Origin of the sequence: Streptomyces sp. NBC_00984 (assembly GCF_045162475.1) — a bacterium.
In the GTDB taxonomy this organism is placed as follows: Bacteria; Actinomycetota; Actinomycetes; order Streptomycetales; family Streptomycetaceae; genus Streptomyces.
Window position 1 is genome coordinate 757,116 of record NZ_CP108735.1, and the last position, 19,275, is coordinate 776,390.

A 19,275-nucleotide genomic window follows, 5' to 3' on the forward strand; every position below is an offset into this window, starting at 1 on the left:
ATTCGGCCGAATCTATCCCCGGAATTCGTGCCAGGCTACGAACCGATCCACACCTTCGCGGTGGTCACCTCGTCGAGCAGCTCCGGAATCGGCGCCACGCCGAGGCCCGGACCGGTCGGCACCGGCAGGTGCCCGTCGGACAGCACGAACGGCTCGGTGATGTCGGTCCGGTAGAACCGGTCGGACGCGGAGGTGTCCCCGGGAAGCGTGAAGCCCGGCAGCGAGGCCAGCGCGACGTTCGCCGCCCGGCCGAGGCCGGTCTCGATCATCCCGCCGCACCACACCGGAACCGCGTGCGCCGCGCACACGTTGTGCACCCGCCGCGCTTCGAGGTAACCGCCGACCCGACCCGGCTTGATGTTCACGATCTGGACTGCGCCCAGCTTGATCGCGTCCGCCGCCGCGCGCGCCGACACGATCGATTCGTCCAGGCAGATCGGCGTCTTGATCCGGCGCGCCAGTTCGGCGTGGCCGAGGACGTCCTCCTCTTCCAGTGGCTGCTCGATCAGCAACAGGCCGAACGGATCGAGGCGGGCCAGCTGCGGCGCATCGCCCAGGGTGTAGGCGGTGTTGGCGTCCACCTGCAGCAACACGTCCTCGCCGAAGCGTTCGCGGACCGCGCGCACCGGCTCGACGTCCCAGCCCGGTTCGATCTTCAGCTTGATCCGCACGTAGCCGTCGTCCAGGTACCCGCCCACGACGTCGAGCAACTGCGGGATCGTGTCCATGATCCCGACCGAAACACCGCACGGCACGGTGTCCCGGACCGACCCCAGCTCGGCCGCGAAGGATCGCTCGCTCGCGCGGAGTTCGGCGTCGAGCACCGCCATCTCCAGCGCGCCCTTCGCCATCCGGTGGCCCTTGAACTGGGCCAGCAACGGCGTCACCTTCGCCGCGGTCACGTCCTCCGCGGCCAGCAGCGCCGGGACGAGGTAGTGGCGCAGCACGTGCTCGGCGCCGTCGTTGTACTCCGACGAGTACAGCGGGCCGGCCATCGTCACGCACTCGCCCCAGCCCTCGCCCGCCGGCGTCACCGCCCGCAGCAGCAGGAGTTCGCGCACGGACTGGGTGCCGAACGAAGTCCGGAACGGGGCGACGAGCGGCATCTGCACCCGGCGCAGTTCCACACCGCTGAGTTTCACTGCTCCTCCTTGGAAATCACGTAAAAGCCGGCCCGGTCGAAGCCGGTCACCCGGCCCCCTGCGGACATCAGTCCGCCGAGCGTTTCGCGCAGCGCGGCCCGCCAATCGGCTGCTTTGCCGGGGTCGGTGCCGCGCAGGCCTTCGATGTCGGCCGGGACGGCGACGACCACCACCGGGGCATCTGCTGAGCCCGTCGCCGGGCCGCCGTTGGCGTCCACCGAGAGCGCCACGGCAGCGCCCCGCTCGAGCAGGGCTTTCGCGTCGGTCCGGATGGGCTCGCCGAACGCGGCGGCCCGCACTGCCGTGCCGGCCAGGTCCCAGGACACCATCAGCCGGTCGGTGTCGCCCGAACCGTTGATGCCGTCCGCCATCGGGCCGTAGAAGTCGCGCAGGTACAGCACCGGGAGCGCACCGAGTTTGCCGAGGTTGAAATAGGCGTTGCGGCGCACCAGTGGATCGAACGTCCACTTGATCGCCGAGACGTCCTGCGACAATGCCCAGCCGCGCTGGTGCAATTTCAGCGCATACCCGATTCCACGGCCCGCACCGGCCTTGGCGACTCCGGCGATGTGACTGTGCAGACTGCCCTTTCCGGGATTGCCGAAAAATCCGACGCACGCGCCAAGCAACTCGCCGTCGGCTAACGCGCCAGCCACTAATTCCCGGCCGCCGACAGCGCGCGCAGCAGCTCCGTGGTCACCGGCCGGGCCGACCGCCAGATCGTCTCGAAGAGCACTCCGGCCGCGGTCAGTTCGGCGATCTCGGTGATCTCCCGTACCTCGACCCCCGACGCGGCGGCCGCCGCCCGCGCGGCCGCGACCGCCTCGTCGCAGGTCTCCGATGGGACCGGCCGTTCCGTGTTCATCGCAAGATTCGTCACGGGATGATCCTTTCCCGGCTCGCCCCGGAGAGTCACCGTCGGGCTCGACCAGAATTGTCCGCCGGATTCACCGGAATCGACGGACTCCCCTTCGCCAACACGTTTTCCACCAGCGCGAACAGTAATGTGGTCCGCCACGGCAATTCTTCGATCAGGACATGTTCGTGATCCGCGTGCGCCCCGTCGCCGACCGCGCCGAGACCGTCGAGAGTCGGCACTCCCAGACCCGCGGTGTAGTTGCCGTCCGAAGCACCGCCGACGGCCGCCTCGGTCGGTTTCCGCAGACCCATTTCCGCGGACAATTCCCGCGCCAGCCCGAACAACGCGGCCGAAGAGGCGGCGTCCAGCGGCGGACGGTTGATCCCGCCGCTGATCCGCACCTGTGCGTCCGCCAGCACGGGCTGCAACGCCCGCACCGTCCGGTCGACGCGGAGCTGTTCCTCCTCGTCCCACACCCGCACGTCGACGTCGACCGCGGCCGCCGCCGGCACGGTATTGACCGTCGTGCCAGCCGAAAGCACGGTCGGCACCACGCTGGTCCCCCACTCCGGATCGGCGAGCGCGGCGACCGCGAGCACCTGGTGCGCGATCTCGATCCCGGCATTGATCCCCTTCTCCGGTTCGAGCCCGGCGTGCGCGGCGCGGCCAGTCACCTCGATCCGGTAGTGGGAAACGCCTTTGCGCCGGGTCTTGATCGCGCCGCCGTCCGCCGAAGCCTCCAGCACGAACGTCGCCTCGCAGCCGCGCGCCTCTTCCTCGATCAGCGCTCGCGACGACGGGGAGCCCAGCTCCTCGTCGCCAGTGACCAAGATGGACAATCCGGCCCGGTGCGGCAATGCCGCGGCCGCATGCAGCGCCATCACGACGCCCGCCTTCATGTCGAAGCAGCCCGGCCCCCGCAAGACCCCGTCTGCCACGGAAAACGGGTGCGTTTCCAGGGAACCCATCGGCCAGACGGTGTCGTGGTGGCCGAGCAGCAGCACGCGCGCCGGGCCGTCGCCGAACCGCCAGCGCAGATGCGTCCGGCCGTCGAGGACGATCCGCTCCGGCTCCACGCCGAGCAACGCCTTGCCGAGGTCCGCCAGCACCTCAGCGCTGTGCGCCACCGCGTCGAGGTCGGACGACGGGGATTCGCAGCACACCAACGTTTCGATGTCGGTGAGCAAAGCTTCCAAGCTGAATTCCGTCATCGTGGCTCCCCCCGCAGCGGCCGGCCAGGGTACGCGTCGGTGAGCAGCTGCCCGTCGCGGACCACCGGGGTTCCCGCGACGAACAGGTGCCGGACGCCGACCGAGGGCCGGGTCGAATCGAAGTACGTGGCCGTGTCGGTGATGGTGGCGGGGTCGAGGACGACGATGTCCGCGTCCGCGCCGACGTTCAGCCTGCCCTTGGTCCGCGCGCCGGGCGCGACCTCGTCGAGCACCCGCGCGGGCAAGTAGGAGCAGCGCCGGAACGCCTCCAGCCAGGTCCAGACCCCGGCCTCGCGCACCATCAGCCGCAGCGACTTGGAGAACGTGCCCGCCGTGCGCGGGTGCGTCGTACCCCCAGGGGGCAGCGGCCATTGGGTGGATTCGTTGCCGGCGTTTCGCCAGTACACCGGCATGGCGTCGCTCGCGACGATCGAATCCGGGAAGGCGAGCGTCTGGTGCAGCAGGGCCCGGTCCTTCGGGTTCTCCTCGTCGAGGAACTCGAGGATGCACGGCGCACCCGGGTCCTCGGCGCGGACCTGCAGCAGCCGGGCCTCGTCGGCGATCCGCTCGCCGGTCTCCAGCATCAGCACGCGCGTCGGGTCGAGGCCCTTCATCTTGAGCCGTTCGGGCGAAAGGAAGGCCGCGCCGATGCCGGTGCTGCCCGCACCGTAGGGATAGGCCTCGACCGTCACCCGCGACCCGGCGGAACGGCTCGATTCCAGCGTGGCGAGCACCCGGTCGACGTGCCGTCCGGACGTGCTGTTGACGTGACAGTGGTGCATCGCGGCACCGGTCTCGGCCGCGACGATCGCGATCTCCTGCGACCCGTCGACCGGCGTGGCCGGGTCCATCTCGACCAGCTCGCGGACGTGAGTGTACGTGGGCGCTTCGGCCTGCTTGGCCAGCTTCGCCAACGCCAGGAACTCGGCCGGATCGCTGGCCGGGGCGTACCCGAGCAGCACGCCGACGCCCAGCGCGCCCGCCGCCAGCTCACCCTCCACAAGGGACAGCCAGGCGGCCAGTTCGGCCTTCGACGAGGTCCGCTGCCAGGCCGGATTGCCGAGCACGGCAAGTCCGGTGTTGATGTTCGCGTCCGGTTCGATGCCGGCGAGCACCTTGGCCCGCGCGGAACCCCAGGAGGCCGAGAAGCCGTAGTGCAGCGGGCGTCCCGCCGCGGCCGCCTCGGCGTAGGCCCGTTCGACGGGCATCATCCCGGCTTCCAGGTCGAGCGCCGTCGTGACGCCGTCCATCGCCTGCAGCCGCTGGCCCGCGATGGAGTGCACGTGGCTGTGCAGATCGATGAACCCGGGTCCGACGATGTACCCGGCGACATCAATGTCGACCTGGTCGTCGGCAGTCGGCAGCCCTGGTCCGACGGCGATGACCTCGCCGTCGGAGACCAGCACGTCAGCCGTGCCGTCAAAGCCCGTAGCCGGGTCGATGACGCGACCGCCCCGCAATAGTGTCCGCATGCTTCGCCTCCTAGCCTCGCTGCTGGCGACCCTAGGAGCTTTGCCGGACGGTCCGTTCGTCTCGCGCGACGAATCCGGGGAGGCAGATCCATCCGGGGCGCTGTCACGTTGTTGGGTGTGTGAGTGCCTGATGGTGTGTCGGGTGTGGTGGGGTCGGGTTCCGGCTCCGTGCTCAGGCCGCGGCGGGCAGGTCGGCGACGCCGGTGACCTGGTCCCAGATGGCGAGCGGGTGGTCATCTCGGTGCGGTATTCGGGGGCGGTCATCAGGTGGCGGCGTGGTCGGAAGTGGGGTGAGATGCCGCTGAACGCGGACAGGAACTGCTGGGCTCCGCCGACGCTACGGAAGCCTTTCATGGCGCGTTCGCGCTGGCGGGTGGGCTGGTGGCTGTTCTCGGCCCGGTTGTTGAGGCCCTTGTGGGCGCGGTGTTCTACGGAGGGCATGACCTCGCGGTGGGCCGCGCCGTAGGAGCGGAGCTTGTCGGTGACGATCACCCTCGGCACCGAGCAGGTTCTCTTGAGCAGTTTGCGGAAGAAGCGCCGGGCCGCGGCCTTGTCCCGGCGGGACTGGACCAGGATGTCGAGCACGTTGCCGTCGGCGTCAACGGCCCGCCACAGGTACTTCTGCTCTCCGTTGATCTTCACGAAGACCTCGTCCAGGTGCCACTTGTCGCCGGGCCGGGGCCGCCTCCGGCGCAGGCCGTTGGCGTAGGCCTGCCCGAACTTCGCACACCAGCGGCGGACCGTCTCGTGGGAGACGACCACGCCGCGCTCGAGCATCAGCTCCTCGACCTCGCGGAACGACAGCGGGAAGCGGTGGTACAGCCACACACAGTGGGCAATGACCTCGACCGGGTACCGGTGCCCCTTGTACGACGGCGATGCGCTGTCCACGGACGACCCCTCCCAGCATGACCAACCAGAAGATCATCCCACCCGGTCAGTCAACGTGACAGTGCCGTTGGGAGACCTTCTTGCTGGTCATCGAGGTGCCGCGGTCCGCGTGCACCGTCTCGGGGACAACGCCGTTGCGCTCGATCGTCTCGCGGATCAACTCCTCGGCCCGCTCGGCCGTTTCGGCCCGTTCGACGGTGTGGCCGACGATATAGCGGCTGAAGATGTCGATGATGACGTAGGCGTGGTACCAGATGCCTTTGTCCGGGCCCGGCAGCTTGGTGATGTCCCAGGTGAAAACCTGCGACGGGCCGGTCGCCACCAGCTCGGGGATGGTCCTGGCGGGATGGGTGGCCTGGCGGCGGCGTTCGCCGTTCTGCCCGGCGGCGGACAGGATCCGGTACATCGTCCGCTCCGAGCACCAGTAGTTTCCGGCGTCGAGTTCGCGCGCCCAGACCTGCGCGGGCGGCAGGTCGGCGTACTCCGGCCGGTTCAACAGCCCCAGGATTTCGGCCCGCTCGGCCCGCGAGAGGGCCGAGGCGGGCGCGGGTCTCGGGGACGGCGCGGGCTTCGGCTTGGGGTTGATGCGGCGGTAGTGGGTGGCGCGCGAGCGTCCGGTCAGCCGACAGGCCGCCGTGGTCCCCAACTGCCCCTGGACGCCGGCGAACGCCTCATCCACCACCGGTGCGACGGCATGCTTCAGTCCGCGCTCTCGGAGAGCAGTTCCAAGAGCGCGTTGGCTTTTCCCATGACCTCCAGCGCGGCGTCCCGGCGGGCCACGTCCTTCTCCAGCCGTGCGACCTTCTTGCGCAGCCTTTCCAGTTCGGCCTGCTCAGCGGCCTTCTTTGGTCGCACCGCCGAGGTCCGCCGGTCAGCCAGGGCGTCCAGCGCGCCGGCTTCCCGAGCCTGGCGCCACTCGACTACGTGCGAGTGGTACAGCCGCTCACGCCGCAAGATGGCGCCCTTCTCGCCGGAAGGGGCGGCGTCGTACTCGGCAACGATCCGCAGTTTGTACTCCGCGGAAAACGTCCGCCGCTTCGGCTTCGGCGCCGGATCGTCACCGGAGGCGGGTATCGGGGTAGTGCTGGCCATGCTGAGGGGTCTCCTGTCTCGCCCATCCAGACTAACCCGATATACCGGGCGTCTCAGTCGAGACTGTCAGAGAGGGCACGCGTGTCACCGTGCGGTCGTCGCCGGCGAAGGCCACGCCGGTGACCTCGGTAGGTCCGGGCGGTAGCTGGGCGTCTTTGCTGGGCCGCAGGATGGCGATGTGAATGACGACCGACCCGAGGGTGATGCCGTCGCCTGGTCCGGCCTTGTGGGGGTCGGCCTCGGGAGGGAGAAGGCTGCATTCCCACTGGAAGTAGTTGTCGGACGGGTCTGTGCGGTGATGTGCTGGAGCCATTTGACGCTGCGGGCGCCGATGAAGCCCGGGACGATGGCGCGCAGCGGGGCGCCGTGGGCGACAGGGAGAGCCTGATCGTTCATCGCCCAGGCCAGGAGCACCTCGCTGGAGGCGGCCTTCGCCGCCGGTATGGAGGCGCCGAAGGGCTGTGACGGGTCGGCATCCTGTGACACGTCGGTGCCGGTGAAGGCGATGTGGGCCGCTTCGGCCTGCAGCGCTGCTTCGGCCAGCACATCCGCCAGGCTCACCCCGGTCCACCATGCCGTGGAGATAGCTCCGGGACCCCAGGGGACCTGGCCGGGTATGTCGCGGAACTCCATGAGGTCGGCGCGGCGGTTGCCCGCGCACTGCAAAGTGGCGAGCACCTTCCGTTCGGGGAAGCGGTACCGCAGTTCGTCCAGCGACAATTCCAGGGGCGGTCGACCATGCCGTCCACCCGGAGCCGCCAGCTCGCTCGGTCCATGCGGGGAATCGGGGCATGGTTGCGGGCATAGAAGGTGTCCAGAGGGGTGATCGGGTCCACGAGCGCGCCAGGAGGTGGCTCAGCGTTGTAAGGCTCGGTCTGGTGCACGATCATGTCGTCCCGTTTGCCCCATATGCTCATACCGTCACTATGCTCGAAGTCCTTCCAAGCGGCTCTTTCGATCCCGCTCGGGTTCGACGACAGCGAGAGAATGCGCATCGCCGCGGCCTCCAGTAGGAGAGTGAGTCATGGGAAAGGAACGCCCCGGGGATGGCACAGATCCATCCCACGCCCGAGATCATCTGGCGAATGAGCGCACCTGCCTCGCATGGCTGCGCAAATCCGCCGGTACCTACAAGGTCGTCGAAACCGTGCCGGCCGGCGTGGCGCCCGAAGGCGTCGCGGTCACCGAGGACGGCAAACACATATACATCGCCAACAGCGGCTCGGCCCGGGGCTCGGTCCTCGACACCGGGAACAACAAGATCGTCCCGACATCCCAAAAGGTCGTCGCGACTGTCACCCTCGGCGCCAGCCCCTACGGCGTGGCGGTGAGCTGAGCCCGCGGCGCACCAATTACGGTCCCGAGCGCGCCGCTCGGCGAGCAGCCGCTTGGAGCATCTGCGGGACAGCCCTTGGCCAACGGTCCGTTGCCAGGAAGGACTCGGGTTGCCGACAGAACATGGCCATGGGGGAAACAGACAAGGGGTCTTTTTTCATGTCTCACGCTTCCACCGTCGCTGTTCTCGGAGCAGGCGCACTCGGCGCCGCGATGGGGATGCGGCTCGGAGATACTGGCCACGAGGTACGGCTGTGGAACCGGACGGAGGAGAGGGCCCGTTCGGTGGCGGAGCACGCTGCCGGGGTCACGGCAGTGAGGGCAGTGGGCGATGCGGTCTCCGGCGCGTCCGTCGTCATCACTGTGCTCCGTGACGGCGATGCGGTCACTCAGGTCATGTCAGATGCCATCGGTCGGCTCGACAACGATGCCGTCTGGGTGCAGGCGAGCACGGTGGGGCCACGGTACGCCGGCGCGCTGGCCAGTCTGGCTCGTGATCACGGTGTTGCGTACCTCGACGCCCCGGTTTCGGGAAGCACCGCTCCCGCTCGGCAGGGCAGGCTTGTCTGGCTGGTTGCCGGCGCCGAGGACGTCCTATCGCGGGCGCGTCCACTGCTCGACGATCTCGGCTCGTCCGTGCTCCACGTCGGTACGGGGGTCGAGGGCAGCGCCGTCAAGCTTGTGGTCAACGCCTGGATGGCTGCCTCGACGGTCGCCATGAGCGACGTCCTTGCGCTCTGCGACGCTCTCGGCGTCGACCATGCGACGTTCGTCCGGGTGCTCGAGGCGGGCCCGCTCGCCATGCCGTACGAATTGCAGAAAGTAGGCGTCATGGACGACGCCTCGTACGCGCCGGGATTTGCGGTGCAACTCGCCCTGAAGGACATCGAACTAGCCGCGGCGGCCGCCACCACCAGCCCTCTGCTCCAGGCCGTCCGAGACCGCCTGGAAGCGACCGTCGCGGCCGGCCATGACAACGACGACCTCGCCGCCGTCGACTACCTGAGGAGGCCGCCGTCGTAACCCGTATGGGGCCGTCGTTCCGGTCCCGGGCCTCCTTGCTTGTACGGAATTCCTTGTCAGCCACCCCTCGAACTGAACGGACCACTGAATCGTGACCACCTCGATCATCGTCGGAGGAAGCAGCGGACTGGGCCGCGCCGTAGCCCAGCGATTCGCCGATCGCGGCGACACCGTCCTCATCACCAGCCGCACCACGGCGCACGCCGACACCGTGGCCGGCGAAATCGGCGGCCTGACCAGAGGCCTGTCCGTTGACCTGTCGCAGCCGGAGACGATCGCCGCCGCGCTCGACGATGTGCGCGAGGTCGACAACCTGGTGATCACCGCCATCAAACAGGGCGTCAACTCCCTCGCTGACTTCGATATCGCCGCAGCCATCGAGTCCGTGACCACCAAACTGGTGGGCTACACCGAGACCGTGCGAGCCCTGCGTGACCGGTTCAACCCCGGTGCTTCGGTCGTGCTCTTCGGTGGCCTGGCCAAGGAACGCCCCTACCCCGGTTCCACCATGGTGACCGCCTTCAACGGCGGCATCACCGGTCTGGTGAAAACCCTGGCCGTGGAAATCGCACCCCACCGCATCAATGCGATCCATCCGGGCGTGGTGGGAGACAGCGCCAAGTGGCGCGACGCGCCCGAGCACCCCCACCTGGCGCGTACCCCTATCGGACGCCTTGTGACGACAGCGGAGGTCGTCGATGCCACCGACTTCGTCCTCCGCAACACTGGTGTCAATGCCCTCGACCTGTTCGTCGACGGCGGACTGCGCGTCACCTGACGCGACTGCCCTGTCCGACGGCCTGCCTGCGATCACTGGAGGTGGGCTCCAGCGGGTCGGGGGCCGCACCCCGCCCTGTGGGCGGCTGTCACTCTTTCGACTCCTGGCCTCTACCGACGATGTCGAGGACGGCCATCATGCCCATGTCCTCGTGGTTGAGGAGGTGGCAGTGCACGACGGTCTTGCCGGTGAAGTCGATGAAGTGGATGCGGATGACGATTTCTCCACGCGCGGGCACGTTCACTGTGTCGTACCAACCGTGGGAGGGGTCGTGGGCTTTCCCATTGGTGCTCATCAACTGGAAGTCGTTGGTGTGGATGTGGAAGCTGTGGTCCTCGTCCGTGTCGTTGCGGATGCTCCACTCCTCAACGGTGCCGAGAGCGGAGGTGAAGTCGATCCGGTGAGGGTCGTACATCCGGCCGTTGACGAAGAACTTCGTGCCCGCCTTGTTTTCTGTGTAGACCACGGTCTTGCGGGCCGCGATCGTTGCGTGGCTCAGGTCCGCGTGTGAGGCGAAGCTGGTCGGGATGGTGGCCTGTGCCATGGGCGGGCCGTCGGTGACGACGGTCGAGAGGACCGCCTGGGGGAACTGGTTCCCCGCGGAGCCCGTGTTGTAGGGGAGGGTTTCCAGCCGGGTAGTGCCGGGGCTGCCGCCCTGCACTAGGACGTCGAAGCGGGCGCCTGCGGCGATGACCAGCGTGTCCTGGGCATATACCTTACTGACGGGAATCCCGTCCTGAGCGATCACATGGAAGCGGGTGCCCGGGAGGTGAAGCTTGTAGAAGATGTTGGCGCCGATGTTGGCCAGCCGCCACAGCTGCGTCTCTCCCGGCCGGATGTGGATGACGGGGTTCTTCTGGCCGTTGACCGTGCGGTTGGTGGGTGCGCCGATGCTCAGGGGATGGGTCTTGATCGAGTCGCCCTCGACCTGGAAGTCCTTGAGCGCGAGCGTGTGTTCGGTGACGCCGCGCAACGACGGGGGCAGGTACTGCTGGAGTCCGTCGACGATGATGACGCCGGACTCGCCGCCTGCGACCTGGGCGGCGGACATCATGTCGGCGTGTGAGTGGTACCAGTAGGTGCCGGTCGGCTGGTTGAGCGGCAGTCGGTACGAGTAGTGGTACGACTGGTTGTACTTGATGGCGATGAAGATGTCGTCAGCAGGGGCGCGCGGCGAGACGTGGAGGCCGTGCGTGTGCAGGTTGGTGTTCTCGTTGATGCGGTTGGTCAGCGTGAGGTCGATGTGGTCGCCGGGCCGTACGCGCAAGGTGGGCGGCATGTACGCCCCGTTGTACGTGGTCGCGTACAACTGATGGTCGCCGACCTGGACCTTGCGTCGTTCCACGACGAGGTTGGCCTTGAGGACGCCGTTGCGGCTGGCCAGTTCCGGGGGGTCCTGCAGTCGGGGGTCTGGGCCCGCAGGTGTGGCGCCGCCCTCCGCCGAGGGCTGGTGCGTGGCGTGGGAATGCCCCGTCGGTGCACAGCCCGAGGAACCGGCCAGCCAGGCGGCGGCGAAGACCACGCCGACAACCAGCGAGGGAAGCGAGAAGTGGGTACTGAGCCGGGTCACATCTCTCCCAGGGAAGCGTGTGGCCGGGCAAGACCCGCGCCCGGCCACGAAGTCACGACGACGGCCAACCAGCCCGTCAGCTGGAGCGTAGAGATGCGGATGTCAGGAGCAGCACGCCCACGCGGAGAGGGCGGCGGCATCCGCTCAATCGGCCGTGCACGGAGCATTCATGTGGCGGCGCCGAGAGCCGGTACAGCCGAGCTATTGATTCGGGCGTCGATGGATCGGTGAGGCGGGCGGGACGGTCTGGGCCATGCCGGGCAGTCGCTCTCCCCGGGCTGCTATTTCGCGTCAGGCCGCACCCCGCTCTGACAGTCTCGGCCGAGACACCGGGTTGGTCGGGTTACGCCGGATGGGCAAAACAGGTGTGCCCGCGTCTGCAGCACAGCCCGGGCCGCGAGGGCTGTGGGCTCTCAAGGGGCGGGCGGAACCGCGCGTCCTCGGCGCAGGGTGTGGGGCCGGTGGATATCCGGGCCTGAAGGCGTTCCCCGACTCGTCACCGAGGGCAAACCGGGGGAACGGCGTCAACCGGATCGGTTTTCCGCGCTGACCATCCAGGCGTGCCAGTTCTTCAGTTGGACGGGTCGCTGCTGCGCTGGAGTGCGGCTTGGCGCAGCGTGTTGAGCAGCGGCAGGACGTCGTCTTCGGTGGCTTCGCTGATGGAGAGGAGGTAGCTGATGAGGGCGCGGGCGATGATCTCGGTCTGGTTCGGTGTCGTGGTCGGGGCGAGGGCCTTGAGTGTCTCCGGGAGGACTCTGGAGACCTGCACGGTCGGGTCGGTGCGCATCTTCTCTGCCGCGGCCGCGAGTTCGTGGTCGGGCATGCCGTCGTGGATCCCGGCCTGGGCGGGCAGTAGCTGCTGCATGATGCTTTCGCCGAGCTCGGTCAGCAGGACCGCTGTCGGGATTTCGCCGGGTTCGTGCAGGAGGAGCGCGGCCGTGTCGGCCTCGTCGTCGCGCCACACCGCTTCCAGGTAGCCGCATGCGCGGAGGATGTCATCCGGCGCCAGGGGTCGGTCATTACTTGTACTCCCACATGTTGTCGGTCCGCGCCCGGTCGAGGTCGATGCGCACGACCAGCCCATGATGGTCCGAGGCACCTGCCGGGGTGTCCAGTAGGGCGTAGTCGACGATCGTGTCGCGCAGCGGCGCGGACACCCACAGCTGGTCGATCCGGTCGTCCGTCGCGGTCCGGCGCAGCAGCTCCTTGTCGCCGCGCTCCTCGAAGAGCTTGGCCGCTGCGTCGACGAATCCGGTGTACGCGAGGATCTCCGTCACACGCCGGTCGGGTACCAGCTGCCCGCCGACCTCTGACGGCAGGCGGGTGCGGGCCGACTGGTTGTACGGCAGCATCGCGGCGTAGTCGGGGGAAGGGCTGGCCGGGTCGGCGGGCGGGTAGTTGATGTCGCCGGCCACGATGCCGTAGGGACCGTACCGCAGCGCCCGGGTGGCGATCAGTTTCGCCTCGTCGCGCGCTTTGTCGGCGACGAACGGATTCAGGTGCGCGCTGACAATCGCGAGCGGGGCGGGCAGGCCGACGTCGAAGACCGCGACGCCGAAGCCGTGCAGGGTCTCCTGGGCGAAGTCGGTGTTCCAGTGCGTCCAGCGGCCGAGTGTCTCGCGCCGGTAGAGGAGCGTCGGCGGGATACCGGAGCGGGACGGCGGGATCGGCATCGCGTCCAGGTCCAGGTCCCGCATGGCCAGCCCGAGTTGCCGGTGGCCGTACTTGTCCCAGTCTCCCAGTCGGCGGCTTCCTGGACCAGGACGGCGTCGACGTGCCGGGCGCCGACCTGCTCGGCCGCGTTGTTGATGCGCTCGGCCAGCTGCGGCCAGCGATGGTCCGGGTCCCCCGATCCGGTGCGGAGGCCGCCGAGCCCGAGGTTCTGCACCGCGATTGTCAGCTCCATGCGCTCTCCCTTTGTAATGATGCGTGTCCCGTCCGGAGGATCGCTCAGACGCCCCTGGGCACCGTAGCCACAATCCGCCCTGCTCATGGGTCGATCACCTCAAGTCGAGCGGGTTCTCGATCAAGCGTGGCGAGCGAGGGGAGAGGGGTAGGGGTGCGTCATGGTGCGGGGCGTCGGATGTCGGCGTACACGCGCGCCCGTACCCCTGGCACCCCGGGTTCGCTGCGCACGGGGTGATGCCGGAGGTGGCCCACCACTGCTCCAGCTCGGCCATCACGGCGTGGGCGGTTTCCTCGTTGGCGGCAGTGATGTCGAGAACCACAAGGCCAGGCTCGTCGATGTGCTGGTGCTGGGCGTCGATCTTCATGCCGAATCTGACGCGGCCATCGCCCGGTCGGGTTCGCCGGCGCCGTGCACGCCATCCGTACGAGCGAGGCGAGGCCTCGCCTGCCGGGGCGGTGGTTGACGGCGCCGCCTGCCCCATGCCCGGTGACGGGGCGCGGGGCAGGGGGCGCGGACAGAAGACATGAGGTGGGTTGTCGGGGGAGTGGTGCGCTGGTGTGCGCTCAATGACGGTGGAGTCGGTGTCCGGTCCAGCCGAACATTGCACCAGCCAGGCCCGGCGACCAGTGCCGTGCAAGGTCACTCTGAGCATCGGAAAGCACGATTGGTCAGATCAACCCTGCATCTCCTGAGAACGGGCCGGCGCCGGGGCGGCGTGGCGGGCTGGGGCGCCGAGACGGAGACAGGGGAACTGCGGCCCGACCGCGGCTGCACAGGTGTGTACGCGTCCAGCCTGCGGCTGGCAGGCCAGGGCGGCGTCCTCGGTGATCAGGCTCAGCGCCTGCTCGCGAGAGGTAGCTCGTTCAGCTGACATCAAGGCGAGTCGACACTGCGCGTTCGCCCTCAGCTGTCACGGTTGGCTCAAGGCCGCATCATCGCCGTCACGATGTGCCGCCCCGCACCGCTCTGGGCGCCTGGGCTGCCGCCGATCTTCACCGGGCGCCAGGGCGGGACGCGTAGTCGTCGGGCGCGGCAGCTTCCATCCCCTGCACAAACAGTCCAGCCGGGGTCACCCTCGCGGGCGGTAGAGGGCATCGCCGTACCGGCAGTCTTCCGGGTCCCCGTCCGTGCCGCTCCCCCGGGAAGGGCGCGTTCGTCGTGCGACCTGGTGGCGTCGAGGCGGAGATAGGGGAACTGCGGCTGCACAGGTGAGCACGCGTCCGGCCTGCGGTACGGCGGGCCCTTGCCTTACCTTGCTGGTCAATTTGTCAATTTGGCAGTGTGGCAGGCAGGGGGGACGATTAAGAAGGGGTCGGGGCTCGGGGCTCGGGTTCGTGCGTGATCGGAGGAAACCGTGATCGTCATCGGAGTCGTTCTGCTGATTGTGGCGTTCTTGGCCAAGATCACCATTCTGTGGACGGTCGGGATCATTCTGATCGTGATCGGAGCGATCCTGTTCCTGCTGGGCCGCCTGGGCCACGCGGTCGGCGGACGACGGCACTACTGGTAGGCGCAGCCGCACCACCGCTGTACGACAACCGCCACGATTGAACCGCCCCCTTTGAGGCGTGGCAGGGGGGCCGCATTGCACGGGGCACTCGGCTAACGAGCGGAGGACCCAATGTCGCCTATTGTCATCATCATTGCCGTCGTGCTGGTGCTTCTCCTGGGCACGGTGGCAGCGTGGATGATTACCACGCGCCGCCGGAAGCTGCGGGAGCAATTCGGCCCGGAGTACGAGCGGGCCGTGGAAGCCAAGCACGGCCGCCGGGCGGGCGAGCGTGAGCTGCGCGAGCGCGAGGAACGCCACGACGCGCTGGACATCAAGCCACTGCCCGCACCTGTCCGCGACCGCTACACCCAGGACTGGACCCGGGTGCAGGAGACGTTCGTCGACCGGCCCGGCGACGCGGTCCACGAGGCGGACCGACTCGTGACCACGCTCATGAGCGAACGCGGGTATCCGACCAAGGGGTACGAGCAGCAGCTGAAGGACCTGTCGGTCGAGCACGGGCGCACGCTGGAGCACTATCGCGCCGCCCATGAGGTCAACGACCGCAGCAGCCGTCAACAGGTGACCACGGAGGAGCTGCGGGGCGCGATGGTGCACTACCGCGCGCTGTTCGGGGAACTGCTCCATAACGGCGACCGGCCGCGCGAGGGCCAGGCGTGAGCCCGCAGCTGGCGACTTGAGGATGACGACGCTGGCCCAGTCGACGTCCGGGCGCAACACGTGAGGGACGGGAGTGAAAAGATGCGCAACCAAGACACACCCCAGCGGGACGAGGGCGTTCCGTCCACGGAGGACCTGACCGGTGCCCAGCAGGGCGCCGGAGACGAGGCGCTGGGTTTGGCCAACGCCCCACCGGAGTACCCCGGGGAGGCCACGACCACCGATCGGGAGGGCCGGGAGGAAGGTGGCGGGCGGGCATCCGTCGGTGAGCGCCGGGAAGCGGAACCGGACGAGGAGCATGAACCCCTGCTCGGGAATGAGCAGGAGGAATTCCGCGCCAGGTGGCAGAAGATCCAGGGCGAATTCGTCGACGACCCCCAGAACGCCGTCAACGCGGCCGACCAGCTGGTCGGCCGAGACGATGCAGGCACTGGCCACGACCTTCTCCGAGCACAAGCGAGGTCTCGAAGGCCAGTGGCAGCGCGGTGAGGAGGTGGCGACCGAGGATCTGCGCGTTGCGCTCCAGCGGTACCGCTCCTTCTTCAACCGCTTGCTCACCACCTGACCCACCCGGCCGCCGCCACGCCCCGCAGACAGCTGACTAGCCGACCTCCCGAAGCCCCAGCAGAAGACACACGAAGAATGGCCGACCATGAGTATCTCCAAGAAGATCGCGCACAAAGCCGAATCGGTCAAAGGCGGCGCCAAGAAGTCCGTCGGCCGCGCCACAGGTAGCCCGCGTCTACGGACGGAAGGACGCGGCGACCAGATCAAGGGCAACATCAAACAGGCTGGGGCGAAGATCAAGGACGCCTTCAAACACTGACCACTGCCTTCCTCGACCGCAGACCCCGAAGTCTGCGGTGGTTACAGCGACGCCTCGCACTCCCCTTGCCGGAACGCGAGGCGTCTGCGGTTCTACCGCGCGTCGTCGAACCGCTCATGCAAGGGCAAGCTGACCAATGCAGCCTCAGGCGCAAAGTCGACAGGGCCTATGCAAGGTGCACCGGTACAGGACAGTCGGTTGCGGTGCGATTCCGGGGCGGGTGGGACTCGTGTGGTTGCGGCGCAGCATTCGCACGGCCGCACGGTCAGCTTTCGTAGAGGGCGCGCATCACGTCCGCGAACTGCTGGGGCTGAGCGGCCTCGCAGCCGTTGCAGCGGTACCGGTAGAACCAGACGCGGGCCGGGCCGTCCTGCTGGCCGGAGGGTTGGGTGCGGCGGTACTCGGGTCGGAGCGGTCGGCGGCACAGCGGACAGGGGTCTCCGTGAACGGGTTCGTGAGTCATGGACGGGAGGGTGCACAGGGCAGTGGCTTACCGTCGCGTGCTGGCGGGAAGGCCCGCCTGGCGGGCGCTCCGGTGAAGATCTGGTGATGGCCTCCCGCCCGGCGGGAAGGACCCCAGATCGCGCTTCTTCGCACGTCAGCACCGGGGTTCCATGGCCCGATGATCAGCCAAACGAAGATCCGTCCGGGAGACGGGCGCTATCTCTTCCGCGGCGTGATGGTCGGAGACGGCCACCGTGCTGCGGGCACGTCGCTGCGCGTCGCCCAGGACGAAGCCGGTGTCCCGCCCGGGATCTGGAAGGGCCGGGGCCTGGCCGCGGTCGGCCTGGTGGCTGGGGACGTGGTGACCGAGCGGCAGGCCGAACTCCTCCTGGGGGAGGGCCGGCACCCGGATGCCGACCGGATCGAGCGCGTGCTCATGGCGGAGGGCAAGAGCCCGGCCCGCGCCCGGCGGGCGACCGTGCTGGGCGGGCCCATCGAGCACAACCGCTCACCCAAGACCGACAAGGCCAAGGAGCGCATCCCCTGGCTCGGCATGCACCTGGTGTTCCGGCCCCCGCCGACGGCACACATCGCGTGGGCGCTGGGTGACTACGAGACCCGCCTGGTGCTGGAGCTGTGCCAGGACATCGCCCGGGACAAGACGTTGGCGTGGCTGGAGGATGCGGTCGCACAGATCCGCTGGAAAGGCGGCGGCAAGCAGCGCACCCGCGTCAAGGACGGGCTGATCGTCGCGGTCTTCCGGCACTACGAGTCCAGAGCTGCGGAGTCGAAGCCCCTTCTTCACGATCATGCGCTGGTCTCGATCCGTGCCCGGCGGCCGGACGAGAAGGGGACGTGGGGCAACCTGTCGGCGGATTCAATGCTGGCCCACATAGTCGCGGCCGACACCTTCTACGTACTGACCTTCATGGAGGAGGTGTCCGCCCGGCTCGGGTGGGCGTGGGAGCCGCGCGAGGTGACGCCCGGCCGCAGGCCCGTCATGGAGATCTCGGGCATCGACCAGCGGCCGATTGGCTGGCAGTCGACCCGCCGCCAGCAGATCGAGGACGCGCTGCCCGTCCTCACAGCCAAGTACGAGGAGAAGCACGGGCACGCGCCGGGGGAGCGGGCCGGCTACGCGCTGGGCTGCCAGGCAGCCGACCGCACCCGCCCGCCCAAGCGCACGGAGCTGCTGTCGCTGACCGAGCTGCGCAAGCAGTGGCGGGACTCAGCGATCGGGGCCTACGGCGCCGACGTCGTCGACCGGCTCGCGGAGCGGGCGCGGGCGGCGGCCGCGGCGGTATGGGCGCGGGTGCGGCCGGTGGTCGACATAGCGCTGGCGGCCGTCGACGTCGTCGCCGTGGTCTATGTGATGCGCGGCGCGTTCAAGCGCCACCATCTGCTTGCCGAAGCGCGCCGCTACCTCTCCTATGTCCTGCGCGGCCGGCCCCACCAGGCGGGCCTGGACGAACAGATCGTGCAGGCGGCCGTCGACGACTACACCCGCCCGGCCAGCCGCCGGATGATGACCGCCGACCTGCGCGCCCTGTACCCGCGCGACACCGAGGACCAGGCCGTGCTGCGCCCGTTGACCCGTAAACGGGCCGCCTCGCCGTACGAGCGGGCCCGCCTCGCCGCCGACGCCCTGGCCGCCCGGGTCCACGCGGTGCGCCGTGCGGAGCGACTGGGCTCCCGCGCCCGGCCGCGCACCGTCTCCGTGCCCGCCGCCTCGAGGTCGCACCCGCGACCGTTCCGCACCGGCCCGAAGGGCGGCCGCCTCCTGGAGCCGGAGACCGGCGTCGACACGGCGGAGCAGACCCGCCGGACCTTCGAAGCCGCCGCCCGGCTGGCCGCCAAGCTCCAGGACGGCGAGCGGGAGCGCTCAGTCACCCACGGCCCCCGGCCACAGCCCGCCCCGGCGATAGCCCCGCCGCCGCACACCCAGCAGCCCGGCACCCAGCACACACCGGGCCGGACCACAGGAGGAGTCGCATGAGCACCCCGGAAGAACGCCCCAACCCCGACGACGCACTCGCACGCGCCCACGCGGCCCGCGCGAAGATGGCCGCCGCGCTCGAAGAGGACCAGGAGCCCGAGCCTGATGAGCCCGTGGGGTGGCAGCCGGTCTGGAAGCGGCCCCGGGCGCCGAAGTCGAAGGCGGCGAAGAAGGCGGAGCTGCGCAAGCAGCGGCGACGGCTCCAGGACGCCGGGAAGCGCCGGCTTGCCGCCGGGCAGTCGCGCCGGCCCCGCCCCCGGCAGAACCGGATCGGCAACGCGGCCGCGCGCCGCGATGCCCGCGCCCTGTCCCGGGTACGGCACTCCAACGCCTGGCTGTGGTGACGATGCCGGGCATCGTCCACCGAGTGGAGCCCCCGATGTTCAGCATCCGGTGGCGATGCACGACATCGAGTGGACTCCACCCGATGGGCTGCACCGAGTGGACTCCACCGTGGTGCGCACCGGATGACGATGGACACCACTCGGGTGCGCACCGCGATGTCCGCCATCGCACGCGGTGCGCACCATCCGACGATGTCCGCCATCGCACGC

The 19,275-nt window shown here is 69.0% G+C and carries 20 protein-coding genes and 2 pseudogenes; 9 read left to right on the forward strand and 13 right to left on the reverse strand.

What is annotated here, in order from left to right; all coding sequences use genetic code 11:
- Positions 1 to 35 precede the first annotated feature (35 nt).
- From menC to OG520_RS43635, 8 genes and pseudogenes are all read right to left on the reverse strand, one after another.
- Entirely contained in the window at positions 36 to 1,142 is a 1,107-nt protein-coding gene (gene menC / locus OG520_RS43600; protein ID WP_331749274.1) for an o-succinylbenzoate synthase, read from the reverse strand.
- Positions 1,139 to 2,007, reverse strand: a pseudogene (locus OG520_RS43605) (GNAT family N-acetyltransferase). Before OG520_RS43605 ends, menC begins: the two are co-directional and overlap by 4 nt.
- A 47-nt stretch (positions 2,008 to 2,054) precedes the next feature.
- The gene (locus OG520_RS43610; RefSeq protein WP_406016773.1) at positions 2,055 to 3,212 is read right to left on the reverse strand and encodes a M20 family metallopeptidase; all 1,158 of its coding nucleotides are present in this window, start codon (positions 3,210 to 3,212) and stop codon (positions 2,055 to 2,057) included.
- On the reverse strand, positions 3,209 to 4,684 hold the full coding sequence (locus OG520_RS43615) for an amidohydrolase family protein (protein WP_331749611.1): 1,476 nt from the start codon (positions 4,682 to 4,684) through the stop codon (positions 3,209 to 3,211). The genes OG520_RS43610 and OG520_RS43615 overlap by 4 nt, the downstream gene beginning before the upstream one ends.
- Positions 4,685 to 4,927: 243 nt before the next feature.
- A pseudogene (locus tag OG520_RS43620) lies at positions 4,928 to 5,575 on the reverse strand (IS6 family transposase); the annotation flags it as partial.
- Positions 5,576 to 5,621: 46 nt separating this feature from the next.
- On the reverse strand, positions 5,622 to 6,257 hold the full coding sequence (locus OG520_RS43625) for a DDE-type integrase/transposase/recombinase (protein ID WP_331749280.1): 636 nt from the start codon (positions 6,255 to 6,257) through the stop codon (positions 5,622 to 5,624).
- A gap of 17 nt (positions 6,258 to 6,274) precedes the next feature.
- A complete protein-coding gene (locus OG520_RS43630) occupies positions 6,275 to 6,667 on the reverse strand; it encodes a transposase (RefSeq protein ID WP_331737243.1) in 393 nt (130 codons plus the stop codon).
- Between the two features lie 84 nt (positions 6,668 to 6,751).
- Positions 6,752 to 7,387, reverse strand: a complete 636-nt coding sequence (locus tag OG520_RS43635) for a molybdopterin-dependent oxidoreductase (RefSeq protein ID WP_331749283.1) — start codon at positions 7,385 to 7,387, stop codon at positions 6,752 to 6,754.
- A gap of 304 nt (positions 7,388 to 7,691) precedes the next feature.
- On the opposite strand from OG520_RS43635, the gene OG520_RS43640 reads away from it, so the two are divergent.
- The 3 genes from OG520_RS43640 (at position 7,692) to OG520_RS43650 (ending at position 9,803) form a co-directional block, all read left to right on the forward strand.
- Positions 7,692 to 8,003, forward strand: a complete 312-nt coding sequence (locus OG520_RS43640) for a DUF202 domain-containing protein (RefSeq protein WP_331749286.1) — start codon at positions 7,692 to 7,694, stop codon at positions 8,001 to 8,003.
- Positions 8,004 to 8,125: 122 nt separating this feature from the next.
- Entirely contained in the window at positions 8,126 to 9,025 is a 900-nt protein-coding gene (locus OG520_RS43645; RefSeq protein ID WP_406016774.1) for an NAD(P)-dependent oxidoreductase, read from the forward strand.
- Positions 9,026 to 9,116: 91 nt separating this feature from the next.
- Positions 9,117 to 9,803 carry an SDR family oxidoreductase gene (locus OG520_RS43650; RefSeq protein ID WP_331749293.1) on the forward strand — a complete coding sequence of 229 codons (687 nt, stop codon included), beginning with the start codon at positions 9,117 to 9,119 and terminating at the stop codon, positions 9,801 to 9,803.
- A gap of 88 nt (positions 9,804 to 9,891) precedes the next feature.
- Here the strand turns inward: OG520_RS43650 and OG520_RS43655 are convergent, their stop codons facing one another.
- From OG520_RS43655 to OG520_RS43670, 4 genes are all read right to left on the reverse strand, one after another.
- Complete coding sequence (locus OG520_RS43655) at positions 9,892 to 11,373, reverse strand: multicopper oxidase family protein (protein WP_331749296.1); 1,482 nt, start codon at positions 11,371 to 11,373, stop codon at positions 9,892 to 9,894.
- 571 nt (positions 11,374 to 11,944) lie between these two features.
- Positions 11,945 to 12,337 carry a hypothetical protein gene (locus tag OG520_RS43660; protein WP_331749300.1) on the reverse strand — a complete coding sequence of 131 codons (393 nt, stop codon included), beginning with the start codon at positions 12,335 to 12,337 and terminating at the stop codon, positions 11,945 to 11,947.
- A 55-nt stretch (positions 12,338 to 12,392) separates the two neighbouring features.
- Positions 12,393 to 13,070 carry a hypothetical protein gene (locus OG520_RS43665; RefSeq protein ID WP_331749303.1) on the reverse strand — a complete coding sequence of 226 codons (678 nt, stop codon included), beginning with the start codon at positions 13,068 to 13,070 and terminating at the stop codon, positions 12,393 to 12,395.
- A 303-nt stretch (positions 13,071 to 13,373) separates the two neighbouring features.
- Positions 13,374 to 13,646 carry a DUF6207 family protein gene (locus OG520_RS43670; protein WP_331749306.1) on the reverse strand — a complete coding sequence of 91 codons (273 nt, stop codon included), beginning with the start codon at positions 13,644 to 13,646 and terminating at the stop codon, positions 13,374 to 13,376.
- 990 nt (positions 13,647 to 14,636) lie between these two features.
- Here OG520_RS43670 and OG520_RS43675 point away from each other — a divergent pair.
- The 4 genes from OG520_RS43675 (at position 14,637) to OG520_RS43690 (ending at position 16,281) form a co-directional block, all read left to right on the forward strand.
- Entirely contained in the window at positions 14,637 to 14,792 is a 156-nt protein-coding gene (locus OG520_RS43675; protein WP_145763116.1) for a DUF6131 family protein, read from the forward strand.
- A gap of 111 nt (positions 14,793 to 14,903) precedes the next feature.
- Positions 14,904 to 15,455: a hypothetical protein gene (locus OG520_RS43680; RefSeq protein WP_331749317.1), complete on the forward strand. Its 552-nt coding sequence runs from the start codon at positions 14,904 to 14,906 to the stop codon at positions 15,453 to 15,455.
- Positions 15,456 to 15,876: 421 nt separating this feature from the next.
- A complete protein-coding gene (locus tag OG520_RS43685) occupies positions 15,877 to 16,020 on the forward strand; it encodes a hypothetical protein (RefSeq protein ID WP_406016775.1) in 144 nt (47 codons plus the stop codon).
- Positions 16,021 to 16,107: 87 nt separating this feature from the next.
- Positions 16,108 to 16,281, forward strand: a complete 174-nt coding sequence (locus OG520_RS43690; protein ID WP_331749322.1) for a CsbD family protein — start codon at positions 16,108 to 16,110, stop codon at positions 16,279 to 16,281.
- Positions 16,282 to 16,546: 265 nt separating this feature from the next.
- Here the strand turns inward: OG520_RS43690 and OG520_RS43695 are convergent, their stop codons facing one another.
- Positions 16,547 to 16,744 carry a hypothetical protein gene (locus OG520_RS43695; protein WP_331749325.1) on the reverse strand — a complete coding sequence of 66 codons (198 nt, stop codon included), beginning with the start codon at positions 16,742 to 16,744 and terminating at the stop codon, positions 16,547 to 16,549.
- A 159-nt stretch (positions 16,745 to 16,903) separates the two neighbouring features.
- On the opposite strand from OG520_RS43695, the gene mobF reads away from it, so the two are divergent.
- Entirely contained in the window at positions 16,904 to 18,721 is a 1,818-nt protein-coding gene (mobF, locus tag OG520_RS43700; protein WP_331749328.1) for a MobF family relaxase, read from the forward strand.
- Positions 18,718 to 19,065, forward strand: coding sequence for a hypothetical protein (locus tag OG520_RS43705; protein WP_331749332.1), 348 nt, complete (start codon positions 18,718 to 18,720; stop codon positions 19,063 to 19,065). Before mobF ends, OG520_RS43705 begins: the two co-directional genes overlap by 4 nt.
- Positions 19,066 to 19,275: the final 210 nt, after the last annotated feature.

Bases quoted from the DNA above. Each gene is read 5' to 3' on its own strand.
- OG520_RS43670 (WP_331749306.1), bottom strand. From the start codon at position 13,646: ATGAAGATCGACGCCCAGCACCAGCACATCGACGAGCCTGGCCTTGTG.
- OG520_RS43610 (WP_406016773.1), bottom strand. From the start codon at position 3,212: ATGACGGAATTCAGCTTGGAAGCTTTGCTCACCGACATCGAAACGTTG.
- OG520_RS43615 (WP_331749611.1), bottom strand. From the start codon at position 4,684: ATGCGGACACTATTGCGGGGCGGTCGCGTCATCGACCCGGCTACGGGC.
- OG520_RS43695 (WP_331749325.1), bottom strand. From the start codon at position 16,744: ATGACTCACGAACCCGTTCACGGAGACCCCTGTCCGCTGTGCCGCCGA.
- OG520_RS43705 (WP_331749332.1), top strand. From the start codon at position 18,718: ATGAGCACCCCGGAAGAACGCCCCAACCCCGACGACGCACTCGCACGC.
- OG520_RS43640 (WP_331749286.1), top strand. From the start codon at position 7,692: ATGGGAAAGGAACGCCCCGGGGATGGCACAGATCCATCCCACGCCCGA.
- OG520_RS43645 (WP_406016774.1), top strand. From the start codon at position 8,126: ATGGCCATGGGGGAAACAGACAAGGGGTCTTTTTTCATGTCTCACGCT.
- mobF (WP_331749328.1), top strand. From the start codon at position 16,904: ATGATCAGCCAAACGAAGATCCGTCCGGGAGACGGGCGCTATCTCTTC.
- OG520_RS43680 (WP_331749317.1), top strand. From the start codon at position 14,904: ATGTCGCCTATTGTCATCATCATTGCCGTCGTGCTGGTGCTTCTCCTG.
- OG520_RS43665 (WP_331749303.1), bottom strand. From the start codon at position 13,070: ATGCGGGACCTGGACCTGGACGCGATGCCGATCCCGCCGTCCCGCTCC.
- OG520_RS43690 (WP_331749322.1), top strand. From the start codon at position 16,108: ATGAGTATCTCCAAGAAGATCGCGCACAAAGCCGAATCGGTCAAAGGC.
- OG520_RS43630 (WP_331737243.1), bottom strand. From the start codon at position 6,667: ATGGCCAGCACTACCCCGATACCCGCCTCCGGTGACGATCCGGCGCCG.
- OG520_RS43685 (WP_406016775.1), top strand. From the start codon at position 15,877: ATGCAGGCACTGGCCACGACCTTCTCCGAGCACAAGCGAGGTCTCGAA.